Raw genomic sequence first — 14,032 nt, forward strand, 5'->3', positions numbered from 1 at the left:
TAACGACAATCGTCACGTCCGGAAAATTGGGCATCGCTGCCGTTCCGGGAGCAGGGCGCGGGGCTGCTACAGCAGTCATGACCAGACAGGTTTCTGCAAACTTTGTCGGTTTCGTATTTGCAAAATCTTGTTCAGCTTCCCTAAATGCCGATCGAAGAGAGTGGTGAATGGGCTCGATCCATCACCACTACTTTTAAGTCTGGTCTCAATTACTGAGGCCCCGCACAGGGGAAATACATATGGTCGCCACCGAGAGTCCAATCAGCCTTCTGCTTCTGGAACGGCTCTGCATCGATATGCGAGCTCACCTGCAGTCCACATTGCCACCTGAACCGGCCGTTCGACCCACCACGAAGGCGGTCACCCAGCGAATCGCCGACAAGGGGCGACTGCTGATCTCGATCGCCGCCGCGGGCCTGACCGCGCTGCTGGAGATGACGACGTACCGATAGGCAGGCAGAACGGCCTCAAGTGACGTTCCCCGTCAGAGAGTGGCGCGCCGGGAGCGGAAACGCAAAACGCAATTCAACTCTGACTCGCGGACACAGGGGGCCGCCCAAATTGCGACAGTCAGTGAAGGGACGCGGGCGACAATTTTTGTCGCCCGCTTTCGTTTTTGAGGAACTGGGGGGCACACCCTTTCGGAGCCGAGCCGCTGCAACTTCATGGCTGGGGCGAAGGGGCCTGTTCTCGATCCGGTTGCTCTTTCCAGTGCCCACGCCGCAAGCGTTTCATCTGGCGAAAGGCTGACTGCCGTGTGGCCGGGACGGGGCCATCAAACGTCAGAACAGACTAACTCTTCTTGAGTGTGTACTCCGCCCACAGCGCTGCACCCAGCGCGCCGGCGTCGTCTTCGAGAGTCGCTCGCACCACCTTGAATGAATCTTTGTAAGCGGGCATCGCACGCTTCACCGCCGATTTGGTGACCTGTGTCAGAAAGAGATCGGGCATCGCTTCCACCAGCCCGCCGCCCAGGACGACAATCTCCGGTGAGATCAGATTCACCACGCCGCCGATCGCGATTCCGATATAGCGGGCGGCTTCGCGAATAATGTCCTCGACGCTCTTGTCGCCAGCGGTGATGGCACTCGACAGGACTCCACTGCGGATTTCAGCGATATCCGTTCCCGCGTTCTCCATAACGTGAGGGGCATCACCCCGATAGGCCGCCCGGGCCACCTGCGAAGCAATCGCCAGCCGGCTGGCAACCGATTCCAGGCAACCACGCTGTCCGCAACCGCAGCGAGGTCCGTTCGACATCACCTGCAGATGGCCAATCTCGAAACAGGAGGCAGTCGCGCCGCGGAGAATCTCCCCTTTGTAAACGCAGCCGCCGCCAATGCCGGTTCCCGCGAACACTCCGATGGCACAGCGGGCTCCCTTGGCGGCTCCCTGGCGGAACTCGGCATAGGTTCCCGCATCGACATCATTCAGCACAGCCACGGGGCAGCCCAGGGCCTCCTGCAGATGTTTCTTGAGCGGAACACCCTGCCAGCCGAGATTGGGGAGATCGAGGATGGTCCCCTTTTCCATATCAATCGGTCCCGGACAGCCAATTCCCAATCCGTACAAGGAACTGGTGGTCGCGTTCCCTTTTGTGAGCGTTTCCTGGATCAGTTCGATGATCCGTTCCACTCCTCCCTTGGCGCCGCTCCCCGCCTTCGTCCGCTTTCGCTCGCGGGCGACGACTTTCCAGTCCGCATCGTAGAGCTGGCAGAGCATTTTCGTGCCACCCAGATCGAATCCGAGCCAGTAGCGCGGCGTGTCAGTCGTTGACATCACAGTCCTTTCGGATGCTGAAGGGACGCATTTGCGAGGTTGGTCTCCAGACCGGAACCGGTCGGACAGTGACCGTTCAGAAACCAGCGGATGATCGTTTCAAGTGCCGCCAGATTCTGTTCCGGAGTGATGCCTCGACTGCTCTGGGCGAGATGCGTAAACAGGAAGTGGAACCGGGCCTGGCCGGAACTGGCCAGACGCAGTCCAGTATACAGCAGATGATTACAAAGGTACTCACCCGCGTTGAGGCTGACCTCCGCAAAATACCCGCTTGCCGAGAGAAACTTCTGCAATCGATACAAATCGATCGAGGCGAAAATTTCCTCTGGCCCTTCCGGTTCAATCGGATAATTAATGCGGATTTCACCAGCGTTGTCTGGAAGTTCGCGATGATTCCGGTTGATTCCCCGGCGTTCCAGCTGATAGTCCGCTTCCTGCCGACCGACTCCAAACGACAGCACCACATCTGGCTTCGTCTCTTCCAGTGCGAGGGAGAATTCCGGCTCGATCCGTGCGTACTCCACAGACAACAGCCGGCATTCGAGGTGCGCCTCCGGCAGATTCAGCCTCCCGTGCTCGACGAGTTCGAGCAGTTGCTGCGACGGATTGGATTCGCAGCCCGGAAACGGAGGAAAGCCTGTGATCAGAAACCGCATAGAACATCTCTCAGCAGATTTTCAGACTCATGTTGAGTTCCCCAGTGTCCGGCGATCGGAATCACATCGCGCGGCAGGCGACCACAATCGGGCGAGGCGGTGTCGCGCGCTGTCGATCAGCGAGTATGTCACCGGAGTGACCAGCAGTGCCAGCAGCAGACTGAAGAGCTGACCGCCGATGATCACCTTGGCCATGCTGGCACGGGCACCGGCACCGGGACCCTGACCGATCGCAATGGGAACCATGGCTGCAATCAGCATCACTGTTGTCATCAGGATCGGACGAAGACGGGTGTGGTTTGCTTCGAGAATGGCGGCATCTTTTTCCATTCCGGCCCGGCGGAGTTCATTCGTCTTGTCGACCTGCAGGATGCCATTTTTCTTCACGATTCCAATCAGCATGAACAACCCGAACATGGCATACAGGTCCATCGGCGTACGGAAGAGCAGCAGCGACAGCAGCCCGAACGGAATCGTCACCGGCAGGGCTGCGAGAATACTGACGGGGTCCATCCAGCTTTCAAACTGGGCAGCCAGAATCAGGTACATGAACATGATGCTCAATCCGAGCGCCACGGCGAAGTAGTAGGCGGTCTCTCCCAGCATTTCCGCCTGTCCTCCGTACGAGACTTCGTACTCGGGAGGGAGATTCATTTCCCGCACTAGACGATTGGCCTGATCAATGGCATCCTTCAGGCTGACATCTTCCGGATGGGCACGCAGCGTAACCGTTCGCTGGCGGTTGAAGCGTTCAATCTGGCTGGGGCCGCGTGCTTCGGTCAGATCCGCCAGGCTGGTCAGCTGCACCAGGCCGGCGGTGGGTGACGGAATCGTGAGGTACTCCAGATTCTGGGGGTTGTCGCGGAAGGCTTTATCGGCCCGCAGCCAGACGTCGTACTGTTCGGCCCCTTCCTTGTAGCGGGAGACGATCTGTCCCCCCACCAGCGTGTTCAGGCTGCTGGAAACCGTCTGGACCGGGATGCCGAGATCGCTGGCCCGGTCCCGGTCGATCACCACCTGCAGCTCAGGTTTTCGCAGCGACAGCGTCGTATCCACGTCGACGAGTCCGGGAATATTGCGCAGCCCTTCGGCCAGTCGCTCCGAATACTCCGCGAGCCGATCCAGATCCGGCCCCTGCAGGCTCATCTGGAAAATGCGGCTGTCCCCTTGCGCTCCCCCACCGATCACGGCCACATCCATCACAGCGGTGCGCAGTTCGGGGTAGTCTTCCAGAATCCGCCGCGCCCGTTTCATCACATCGAACTGTGAGTATTGCCGCGAGCGCAGATCGCGGAGGGCAATGTGAATGGAGCTGCGGGTCACATCTCCCGTCCCTTTGCCGCCGCCGCCTCCCTGCCCGACCACGGTGAAACGGTGCGTGACTCCCGGCAAGGTCGACAGCCGCTGTTCGATTTCTCTCACGACGGCTGCGGCGCGTTGGAGCGTATATCCTTCGGGAGTGGTGATGCTCACCTGAAATTCACTCTGGTCGTCGCGAGGGACCATGTTGACCCCCATCACCGAGGCGATCGGGACCGTGGACAGGACCACGAGCAGGCAGACGAACATCGTCAGAATGCGATGTCGCAGCGCGAAGCGGAGTGAGTAACCGTACGCTTTGTCGATCACCTGGTAGATCCAGCCCGACTTGGACGCGGCCTCACCTCCGTGTGATGCTTCCAGCTTCAGAAAGCGAGAACAGAGCATCGGCGTCAGCGTGAACGAGACGAACAGGCTCATCAGGATGGCAAAGGCGACTGTCAGACCAAAGCTGCTGAAGAAGCGGCCCACCATCCCCCCCATGAAGGCCACCGGCAGAAAGATCACCACCAGCGACAGGCTGGTCGCCAGCACCGCGAGGGCAATCTCGCTGGTCCCCTTGCGGGCAGCGGCCATCGCATCCATGCCGTATTCTTCCATATAGCGGAAGATATTTTCGTGCACGACGACGGCATCGTCGATCACAATTCCGATGGCCAGAATCAACCCCAGCATCGTGATGTTGTTCAGCGTGAAACCCATGTACTGCATGAACAGAAACGTCGGTATAATCGACGTCGGGATGGCCAGCGTGGCGATAATGGTGGTCCGCCAGTCACGGATGAAAATCAGGATCGTGCCCGAAACGAGGACCGCTGCCAGCAGCAGGTGGAACTGCACTTCATCCATCGATTCGCGGATGAACTGTGACTGGTCCTGAATGATCTCGATCTGAATGTCTTCCGGCAGCGATTTGCTGATTTTCGCGAGCTGCTTCCGGACGGCATCCGAAATCGCAACGGTGTTCGTTCCCGACTGCTTCAGGACGAACAGGCTGACCGCGTTCTGATCATCCAGAGTGCTCAGACCTCGCGGGACCTCGATCGAATCTTCCGCACGCCCCACATCCCGGATGCGGATGGGGAAGCCGTCGCGCGAGACGATAATCAGGTCATTGAACTCCTCGGTGTTCTGGATGCGGCCCAACGTGCGCAGCACCAGCTCGCGCGGTCCCTGATCAATCAGTCCGCCGGGGAGTTCCAGATTCTGGCGAACCAGTGCCAGCCGGACGTCTTCCACCGAGAGTCTGAGTGCTGCCAGCCGATCGAGATCGAGAATGACATTCACCGCGCGGCTGCGTCCGCCGGAGAGGTTGATTGCACCGACACCGGGAACTGTCTGCAGTTGCTCCTGAATGCGGCGCTTCGCGATTTCCGTCACTTCCCGTTCATCGCGTCGACCGGAGACACCGATCGTCATGATCGGCGAGGCATCCATGTCAAACTTGTTGACGATGGGAGTTTCGAGATCTTCCGGGAGCTGTTTGAGCACCGTGGACACCTTGTCCCGCACTTCCTGAGCGGCAATATCCACATCCTTGTCGAGGATGAAGCGGATCAGAATGGTGGAGACACCTTCGCTGCTGGTGGAGCGCAGCTCATCGATTCCGGCAATCGTATTGACCGCTTCTTCGAGCGGCTTGGAGACGGTGGTCTCCATCTCTTCCGCGCTGGCCCCTGCCAGAGTTGAAGTGATGGAGACAATCGGAAAATCGACCTTGGGAAACAGGTCGACTCCGAGTTCGGTGTAGGCCACGAGCCCGAGCACTACAGGCATTGCCATGAGTACCCAGGTGAAGACCGGTCGACGGATACAGACTTCCGAAATATTCATATCAGCTCGATGTTTTCGCAGCAGTGCGCGAGCGGTTCAGTGCTCAATTCCGACCGGCGGGAGGCTTACTCGTGCTGGCGTTCGTCTGTCGCTGCAGGTTCGGCGGCCACGGTCTCACTGGTCGGGACTGGTCCCGAGGGGCGAACGGAAATGGGAGTTTCATTCGCGAGTGCGAACTGTCCACTGGTGACGACAACCGCGCCCGAGGGGAGCCGGGGTTGCGCAATTTCGGCCCAGTCTGTGGTCTGGACTCCGGGGGTCACCAGAACTTCGCGGGCCCGCCCCTTCTCGACCAGAAAAATCTTGATCACACCGGCGTAGCGGACGAGCGCCGCCAAGGGGACCGTCGGAGCGTTGTCATCGCGTCGAATCTCGATGATGGCTTTGGCGAAGCTCCCCGCCTTCAAACGGGAGTCGGGGTTTTCCACTTGAATTTCCACCTGAAACGTGCGGGTGGCGGGATCGACTGAGGGGTGAATCAATGTGACGGTGCCGGGGAACGGGGCAGGAAACGCAGCCACGTGGACATCCACAGATTGTCCGACCCGCACATCGTTCGTATACCGTTCAGGGATCGGAACTCGGAGTTTCAGCGTACTGTCGATGGCCACTTTGCAGATTCGGTCGCCCACTCGCAGGAACGAACCCTCCGCCACGGAACGCTCGGTCAGCAGATAGGTCACCGGTTTGTCTCCGGGCAGGACTGCGACATGCGGAGTCGGCGTGCGGATAACCGTGTCCGAAAGTTTCTGCTCGGCGATCGCCAGCGCTGATTGCCGTGATTCCACCATCGCCAGTCCCGATTCGGCGATCAGCAGCTGGTTGGCCCGGTTGGCTTCGGCGGTCCGGAATTCATTGACCGCGTTCTCGACATCATCGTCGGAGACCGCTTTCTGCGAGCCCAGTCGCAGCATCCGGTCCATCTTGATCTTGGCCTGCTCCACGCGCAGCTGTGCCAGCACCACCGCAGGAACAGAGGCGAGTTCGAAGGAGGGGCCCGGGGGACCATTCAGTCCCAGTTTGGCCCGTTCGACCTGCAGGTCCCCCCGAGACTGTTTGACGACCAGTTCGAGGTCGGTCGGATCGAGTTCGACGAGAACTTCATTCGGTTTGACCCGATCCGCGACTTCGTGATGGACTCGCAGCACGCGGCCATCCACTTTGGCACTGATGACGACTTCTTCAAACCCGTGCAGTGTGCCGACCGCTTCAATCACCCGTTTGAGAGATCGTTCTGTGACCGGTTCCGCAGTGACGACAATGCCGGCCGGTTTGTTGAGCAGCGATGGGTTCTCTTCGGGAAGTGCTTCGCGTGTGTCTGCCTCCCAGGGACTGGCTTTTGCCAGCCAGAACCCACTTCCCGCTCCCACCATCAGCAGAAAAATCCAGCTGGCTACCGTCCAGAACGAACCCCCTTTCGCAGCCGGAGCAGATTCCACCGGTCCGGGATCGGCAGCGGGAGCGATTTCGATTCTTGGAAGCGACTCGGACATGTGTTCTTTCCAGTCTCTGCCCCGAATGCTGGCAGAGAGATGTGTATTGCGAAGGTGTGGAAGGAGGCGAACAGCTCGCCCTCTCCTTCTCAGGTGGCGGTCGACTTCCCGTCACGTGCAATCTTGCGGAACAGCACCAGGAAGATCTCCTGTTCATCACTGGTTAATGGACTCAGCAGGGTACGGTGCAGCTGCAACCGCATTTTCTCGAACGAATTCCAGACCTTCTTTCCGGAAGGGGTCAGCTCCGCATACACGATCCGTCGGTCAGTGCTCGAGCGTTCCCGCTTTGCCAGCCGCTTGTCCACAAGTCCATCGACGATGGTGGTGACCGAATTCACGGCCAGCGACAGGTACCCGGCCAGATCCCGCATGCTGCGGGCCCCTGCCTTGCCGAGGTACTCCACAACCCGAAGCTCCTGATGATTGAGATGGGCATGGGGTCCGCTGAGAAACTTGGTGTTCACGGCCTGAAACCGGCAAAGAATCTCCTGCACGAGCTTTTCCATCTCGCGGGCATGCTGGTCGAGCCGTTTCACGTCGCCTCCGAACATTTCGAACTTCGAACTATTCGATCGTACGCTCGTGTGGGGAACCAAGTCAATTGCGACTCTGGAAATCTCTCCTGATGGAAAGGCGGGAGCAGGCCCCGTCTGCCTTGCTGAAAACTCCCGCGTGTCGTCAGGAGATGTCGAGCACGAGTCAGCAGGCTCTATTCATATTTCCAGTCGGGATCGTCGGGATGCTTCAGGTCCCAGAGTGGCCGCCGGCTGCGAACTGCGGGCAGCACTTCAAAATTGTAAGTCGGCGGGGGCGAGGTGGTGGACCACTCCAGCGTCCACGCATTCCAAGGGTCGTCACCCGCTGGGAGGCCATGTCGCCAGGACCAGACGATGTTCCCGAGGAAGAGCACGAAGCTAGGGGCCTGAATGAGTGCCCCCAGTGTTGAGAGCTGATTCCACAATGCCCAGCCGCGATCCGGTTCATATAAATAGATTCGACGCGGCATCCCCAGCAGGCCGGAGATGTGCATCGGTCCGAACGTCAGCAGAAATCCAATCAGCAGCAGCCAGAACTGCCAGCGGGCAATCCGTTCGTTCAGCCTTCGACCGGTCACTTTCGGATACCAGTAATGAATTCCCGCCAGCAGTCCGAAGAGCGTTCCCCCGATCAGGACCCAGTGGAAATGCCCGACGACGAAGTAGCTGTCGGAGAGCTGAAAGTCGAACGGGGCAATTGCCAGCATGATGCCGGTCAGCCCGCCAATCAGGAACATCGACAGGAAGCCGCAGGCAAAGAGCATCGGCGACGCCATCCAGATCCGTCCCCCATACATCGTGGCCAGCCAGTTAAAGAACTTGATGCCCGTGGGGACGGAGACGAGCAGGCTGGCTGCGGCGAAATAGAGATCGAGAGTCCGGCTCATTCCGACCGTGAACATGTGGTGAGACCAGACCCCGAAGCTGATGAACGCGATGGCCGCGGTAGCCGCAGCCATGAATTCGTAACCGAACAGGACCTTCCGGGAGAACACCGGGATCACCTCCGAGATCATGCCAAACGCCGGCAGGATCAGGATGTAGACTTCCGGGTGACCGAAGAACCAGAACAGGTGTTGCCAGAGATAAGCAGACCCGCCGTTCTGCACATCAAAGAAATGGGCTCCCAGATTCCGGTCGAACAGCACCATGATCAGGGCTGCGGTCAAGGGGGGCATGACGATCACGATCTGCACCGCGGTCCAGAGCATCGTCCAGACGAAGAAGGGAATCTTGCGGAACGTCATGCCCGGAGCCCGCAGGCAGCAGATCGTCGCCACAAAGTTGATGCCCCCCGTCAGCGTGCCGATGCCACTGACCAGCAGTCCCAGTGCCCACAGGTCCGTCGCCGATGTGCGGGCAAATGTTTTTTCCGTCAGCGGTGCATAGGCGAACCAGCCGATGGCGGGAGCGCCGCCGGTCAGGTAGCTCGAGTAGACGAGCAGTCCTCCCAGAAACGTGGCCCAGAATCCAAACGCGTTCAGGCGGGGAAACGCCATGTCGCGGGCCCCGATCATGAGAGGGGTCAGGTAGTTGCCGATCCCGATCAGAATGGGCATCCCCACGAAGAAGACCATGGTCGTCCCATGCATCGTGAAGAGCTGATTGAAAACATCGGGTGAAAGGAAATCGTGTCGGGGCTGCACGAGTTGCCAGCGCATCAGCAATGCCTCGCAGCCAGCAATCACCAGAAAGACGAGACTCATGCCGATGTACATGAGGCCGATCTGTTTGTGGTCGACAGTGGAGAGCCGCGACGACTCGTGCGCCACGGTTTCAATCCGGGGTGTGCTCTGTGTGAGGCCCATCGGCAGGGGATGTGTGGTCGACATTTCGTTCTGAAACAGCTTGATCCGGGATCAGGTGACACGTTCTGGTCTCGATGCAGCCTGGCTGCGACTGATCAAGATCACGGGGCGAATGAAAATCTCTATCGCAGGGTCTCCAGATAGTTCACAAGAGTGTCCAGCTGTGCTTCGGAGAGTCCGAACGCCGGCATCAGGCAGCCCGGCTTGATCTCCTGCGGGTTGTGCACCCAGCGTCTGAGGTTCTCCTTCGAGTTGGGGAGAACTCCCGACGCCAGGGTCTCGCGGCTCATCAGATGTGTCAGGTTGGGAGCATACATTCCCCGGGCAACCGTACCCTGAACCGCGTGGCAGTTGACGCACGACAGGGACAGGAACAATTCCCGGCCGGCTGCCGTGTCGGCATCCGTAGCCGCTGGCTGCTGCTCGCGTGCCAGCCAGCGTTCAAACTGCTCAACTGGCTCCGCAATGACACGCAGCAACATGCCGGCATGCTGCGTGCCGCAGTACTCCGCGCACTGCCCGAGATACGTTCCCGGTTCAGTCGCCTCGAACCACATGGTGTTCACGCGGCCTGGGATCAGATCGGTTTTGCCCGCCAGCCGGGGGACCCAGAAACTGTGGCAGACGTCGGCCGACTTCAGCGAGAGATAGACGTGATGTGGGCGGCCGTTTTCGCTCACCGGAATATGAAGTTCGTTAGCGGTGGTGAACTTGACCGTCTGACCGTTGTAATGTTGATACTGGAACTCCCACCACCACTGTCGACCGACCACGGTGACGAACAGAGCCCCGTCGTCAGGGTGCGGAGCAGGCGGCTCGACTTCCACTTCCCACAGCGTGCGGGTGGTGACCAGGATCAGGATGAAAACAATCATGATCGGCCCGGCGATCCAGGCCACCTCGATCGGAAGACTGCCGTAGACCTGCGCCGGTTCAGCGGGATCGGGGGTGGCGACCCGAAAGCGGGCAATGCAGTACACCAGAACTCCGCCGACAACGCACAGAATGCCTCCCGTGATCGCCAGCACCAACACCGACACGTCGACCAGAGAGGAAGCGGAGGGGGAAGCGGGATGAAAAATCGACAGGTCGGCCTGCGATTGCACTGCTGCTGAAGCCCACCCCTCGGCCACGTCCATGCAATGTCCCCGCTCCTGATTGGCTCGACACGTCTGCCGGTTCAGTCAGACGCGATATTGGACTCTCCTTGCCCCGTACCGGACAAGGGATTTCCCGGAGCGTACGATACACGAAATCAGTTGCGAATGAACTTTTCGTGCTTCCGCAAATCATCCAGTTTTTCGAACAAAGTGGCCGAGCAGCCCTGTGTTCGTCCAACTGCCCGATGTAGCACATCGGCGTCACCCATCCACTCACGAACATTGTGTCGCTCGGAAACAATCCGGCTCATTTTGAGCAGTGCCGGCGACAGCTCTTCGCGGAGCTGCTGCAACATCAGCCCTGCCAGGTGTTCCGCCTCTTTACTGAGTCGATGAACCAGTTCGCGGTCTTCGAAGCGCTCTTGAGGATTCAGCTCGCGGAACTTCTGTTCGGCCGCCGCGTTTTTTCGTTCGACTTCGGCCACGTCCACAAGTCGTCCGAACGGCTTTGTCGCGCGTTTCGCGGATTCCACGAGTTCCCGGGCCTTGAGTAGTCCGGAGCGGGCTTTCTCAAAATCGGGTTTGATTTGCAGGGCCCGCTCGAAGTTCTGGATCGCCTGTGAATAGCTTTTGAGTTCAATCAGCACTTTTCCGAGATTCGAGTACGCTTCGTGCATTTCGGGGTCGTATCTGATGGCTTCCTTGTAAGCGGAGACAGCCATTTGTAATTGCTGGGAGCCTCGTTGGGCGATCCCGAGATTGTAATACGCCTCGGCCGACCGACGGTCGCGTGCCAGTGCCTGCCGTAAGATCTTGATCGCCTGCTGGTAATCTCCCATGCGGTTGCAGACCGCTCCCTGGTTGATCAGCGGTTCAATGCTTTTCGGGTTGAGTGCCGCCACTTTCTTGAAGTGTGTCAGGGCGAGATCGTAGTTCTGCTGCAGAAAGGCGATCCGGGCGATCCCCTCGTGGGCCGCGATGGTATCGGGGAATTTCGACACCGCCTCCTGGTAGGCCGCGATTGCCCCCTGTGCATCGCGCTGCTTCAGGCAGGCTTTGGCTCGCAGACAATGTTCCTCAGCCGACACGGTCGAAGACGACATCAGCACCCCCTGCAAGAGAGTCGGCGGCCTTGCGGACCGCCCAGTCCGGCAACCGTCCAGCTTGTCCCTCCCGATCGGCCCGGACGTACTACTCATTGTGGAACGGGTCAATGAATGTTGAACCGCTCGCCGGGTGGCTCGGAGAAGATACACTGGCGCAAAAGTACTATAACGGACGCAAATTCTGGTTGGCAAACACTTTTCCCGGGGAATCCACTGCTGTGCGACGCTGGGCGAGCGGAATTGCCCCGCGAGATTGAACTCCACACGCAGCACCTCCATAATCCGCCCCCAGAGTGATTTTTCGAACATGCAGAATCACTGCTGACACTCGACAGCCCCGGCTGTCGCTTCCTGTTTCTCCGTTTCTGTCTGAGATTCATGTCCAATCCCGAACTCGATCGTCTCCGCTGGGAGAAATTTCCTGTCCTGAACGACGGCTTTGTCTGTCTGGTCGACTGCATGGGAGACGACAGCGCCGTTGTCCAGGCAGCACGGGTGAGTTACGGAGCGGGGACAAAGAAGGTTTCCGACGACCGCACGCTGATTCGCTATCTGCTGCGGCACCGCCACACCACACCGTTCGAAATGGCAGAAATTAAGCTGCTGGTGCGGGTGCCGATGGACTGCTGGCGGCAGTGGATTCGTCATCGCACCGCCAACGTCAACGAGTACAGCACTCGCTATTCGGTTGCGATCGATTCGGCGCAGCAGACTCCGGAGGATGAATGGCGCTCGCAGGCGACGACCAATCGCCAGGGGAGTGAAGGATTTCTCGACTCCGGGATCGGTGCACAGCTTTCAGCCAGTGAGCAGGAGTTTCAAGACGCCGCCCGCAAGCTGTATCAGGATCGGCTTGATGCCGGAGTCGCTCGCGAACAGGCCCGCAAGGACCTCCCCCTCTGTACTTACACGGAAGCCTACTGGAAAGTCGACCTGCACAATCTCCTGCATTTCCTCGCGTTGCGAATGGATTCCCATGCGCAGCTGGAAATTCGGGAATACGCGACCACGATCGGCGAGAAGATCATCGCTCCCCTGTTTCCTGTGGTCTGGGAAGCGTTCCAGGATTACCGGATGCGGGCTATGTTCCTGAGCCGGCTCGATCTGGAAGTGATTCAGCGGCTGCAGGCCCATGCTGCGGAGCAGCGTCTGGTTCCTCCTTTTTCCGAGGAAGCGTTTCTGCATTGTGAAGATCCGTCGTGGGCCGGACTCAGTCGTTCGCGAGAACGGGATGAGTGCCGGGCCAAGCTGACCCGGCTCGGCATTCTGAGCGGCAACTGACCGCGGCGGGAGCATTCTGCTCTGCCGGTTTGTGGATGGCGACGCGCCGCACCGGTGGGGGGCTGGTGCGCGTCTTCAACCTGCATTCCGGAAGTGTCAAATTACTCGACCGCGCGGAGTCGGAAAGAGCGCCGGGGAATTCGAAACGTGGGGACCATCTGCGGGACGTGAACAAATTTCCGGCAATTGATTGACATTCCGGGGGTGGTCGTACAGGATATTTCCCAGAGTCCTGTCTACCTGCCGGGAGGGAGTTCCCGGTCACTTTGATCGAAGGATTGATTTCGCCATCACCAGCTCCAGATTTAACCGAGGCTGTTAAATCCTGTCTTCCCTGGTTCCGTTCAGCTCACATTCCCCTGAGAGGCTATTATGTCCGCCGTGCGGATTCCGGTCATCGGAATCGTGGGTGGAATTGGATCCGGCAAATCGACCGTCACCGCAGCGCTGGCGCAGCATTTTCGTTGCGTTCGTCTCGATGCGGATGCGGCCGGTCACAAGGCATTGAAACTGCCCGAGGTGAAGAATCAATTGCGACAGGTGTTCGGCGAGGACGTGTTTGATTCGCACGGGGAGATCAGTCGTCCGCAGATTGCCAGCCGAGTGTTTGGCGATGCCCCCGCACAACAGCAGGCGCGCCAGCGTCTGGAACAGATTGTCCATCCCGTCATCCGGGCGGAAATTTACGCCGAGTTGAAACAACATCAGACAGGGCGCGACTGCGACCTCATCCTGCTGGATGCAGCCCTCCTGCTGGAATCCGGCTGGGCCGAGGTCTGTGACGCAGTGGTGTTCATCGAGACTCCGCTGGAGCAGCGGCAGCAGCGGGTCGCCTCGCGAGGCTGGGACGCTGCCGAGTTGAAACGGCGCGAGGCGAGCCAGATGGACCTGCAGGAAAAGCGTCGCCGGGCTGATCTTGAGATTGATAATTCCCGCTCAGTAGAAAACGCGGCCACCCAGCTGGCCAATTGGCTGAAGACCCGTTTTTTTCCAACACAATCGCCGACATCACAGTATCCTCTGAATTCGAAATCTGAATTGAACTAATCCTGAATGTTGCCGCAGCCGTTCATCTGTAATGGCTCGTTAAACCGCACCTCTCTCATCTCCGCGAAAA

General features: G+C 59.1%; 11 protein-coding genes. 3 read left to right on the top strand and 8 right to left on the bottom strand.

Annotated elements, in window-relative coordinates; translation table 11 throughout:
• Nucleotides 1-239: 239 nt before the first annotated feature.
• Nucleotides 240-452: a hypothetical protein gene (locus SH664x_RS07115; protein WP_437206247.1), complete on the top strand. Its 213-nt coding sequence runs from the start codon at nt 240-242 to the stop codon at nt 450-452.
• Nucleotides 453-792: 340 nt separating this feature from the next.
• Here SH664x_RS07115 and SH664x_RS07120 read toward each other — a convergent pair whose 3' ends face one another.
• The 8 genes from SH664x_RS07120 to SH664x_RS07155 form a co-directional block, all read right to left on the bottom strand.
• A complete protein-coding gene (locus SH664x_RS07120; RefSeq protein WP_437206248.1) occupies nt 793-1,779 on the bottom strand; it encodes an ROK family protein in 987 nt (328 codons plus the stop codon).
• Entirely contained in the window at nt 1,779-2,435 is a 657-nt protein-coding gene (locus SH664x_RS07125) for a hypothetical protein (protein WP_437206250.1), read from the bottom strand. The genes SH664x_RS07120 and SH664x_RS07125 overlap by 1 nt, the downstream gene beginning before the upstream one ends.
• A 27-nt stretch (nt 2,436-2,462) precedes the next feature.
• Complete coding sequence (locus tag SH664x_RS07130) at nt 2,463-5,588, bottom strand: efflux RND transporter permease subunit (protein WP_437206252.1); 3,126 nt, start codon at nt 5,586-5,588, stop codon at nt 2,463-2,465.
• 65 nt (nt 5,589-5,653) lie between these two features.
• Nucleotides 5,654-7,081: an efflux RND transporter periplasmic adaptor subunit gene (locus tag SH664x_RS07135; protein ID WP_437206253.1), complete on the bottom strand. Its 1,428-nt coding sequence runs from the start codon at nt 7,079-7,081 to the stop codon at nt 5,654-5,656.
• An 89-nt stretch (nt 7,082-7,170) separates the two neighbouring features.
• Entirely contained in the window at nt 7,171-7,620 is a 450-nt protein-coding gene (locus tag SH664x_RS07140; RefSeq protein ID WP_437206255.1) for a MarR family winged helix-turn-helix transcriptional regulator, read from the bottom strand.
• Between the two features lie 173 nt (nt 7,621-7,793).
• Entirely contained in the window at nt 7,794-9,452 is a 1,659-nt protein-coding gene (ctaD, locus tag SH664x_RS07145; protein ID WP_437206257.1) for a cytochrome c oxidase subunit I, read from the bottom strand.
• A gap of 98 nt (nt 9,453-9,550) precedes the next feature.
• Nucleotides 9,551-10,567, bottom strand: a complete 1,017-nt coding sequence (gene coxB / locus SH664x_RS07150; protein ID WP_437206259.1) for a cytochrome c oxidase subunit II — start codon at nt 10,565-10,567, stop codon at nt 9,551-9,553.
• A 116-nt stretch (nt 10,568-10,683) separates the two neighbouring features.
• Complete coding sequence (locus SH664x_RS07155) at nt 10,684-11,631, bottom strand: tetratricopeptide repeat protein (protein WP_437206260.1); 948 nt, start codon at nt 11,629-11,631, stop codon at nt 10,684-10,686.
• A 381-nt stretch (nt 11,632-12,012) separates the two neighbouring features.
• Between SH664x_RS07155 and thyX the strand changes: the two genes are divergently transcribed.
• Entirely contained in the window at nt 12,013-12,915 is a 903-nt protein-coding gene (thyX, locus tag SH664x_RS07160) for an FAD-dependent thymidylate synthase (protein WP_437206261.1), read from the top strand.
• A gap of 372 nt (nt 12,916-13,287) precedes the next feature.
• On the top strand, nt 13,288-13,962 hold the full coding sequence (gene coaE, locus SH664x_RS07165) for a dephospho-CoA kinase (protein WP_437206263.1): 675 nt from the start codon (nt 13,288-13,290) through the stop codon (nt 13,960-13,962).
• Nucleotides 13,963-14,032: the final 70 nt, after the last annotated feature.

The sequence above is a fragment of the Planctomicrobium aquicomposti genome, from assembly GCF_051466325.1.
Lineage (GTDB): Bacteria > Planctomycetota > Planctomycetia > Planctomycetales > Planctomycetaceae > Planctomicrobium.

Excerpts from the sequence above, each read along its gene's own strand:
- SH664x_RS07115 (WP_437206247.1), top strand. The coding sequence starts at position 240 with ATGGTCGCCACCGAGAGTCCAATCAGCCTTCTGCTTCTGGAACGGCTC.
- SH664x_RS07120 (WP_437206248.1), bottom strand. The coding sequence starts at position 1,779 with ATGTCAACGACTGACACGCCGCGCTACTGGCTCGGATTCGATCTGGGT.
- SH664x_RS07125 (WP_437206250.1), bottom strand. The coding sequence starts at position 2,435 with ATGCGGTTTCTGATCACAGGCTTTCCTCCGTTTCCGGGCTGCGAATCC.
- SH664x_RS07130 (WP_437206252.1), bottom strand. The coding sequence starts at position 5,588 with ATGAATATTTCGGAAGTCTGTATCCGTCGACCGGTCTTCACCTGGGTA.
- SH664x_RS07135 (WP_437206253.1), bottom strand. The coding sequence starts at position 7,081 with ATGTCCGAGTCGCTTCCAAGAATCGAAATCGCTCCCGCTGCCGATCCC.
- ctaD (WP_437206257.1), bottom strand. The coding sequence starts at position 9,452 with ATGTCGACCACACATCCCCTGCCGATGGGCCTCACACAGAGCACACCC.
- coxB (WP_437206259.1), bottom strand. The coding sequence starts at position 10,567 with ATGGACGTGGCCGAGGGGTGGGCTTCAGCAGCAGTGCAATCGCAGGCC.
- SH664x_RS07155 (WP_437206260.1), bottom strand. The coding sequence starts at position 11,631 with ATGTCGTCTTCGACCGTGTCGGCTGAGGAACATTGTCTGCGAGCCAAA.
- thyX (WP_437206261.1), top strand. The coding sequence starts at position 12,013 with ATGTCCAATCCCGAACTCGATCGTCTCCGCTGGGAGAAATTTCCTGTC.
- coaE (WP_437206263.1), top strand. The coding sequence starts at position 13,288 with ATGTCCGCCGTGCGGATTCCGGTCATCGGAATCGTGGGTGGAATTGGA.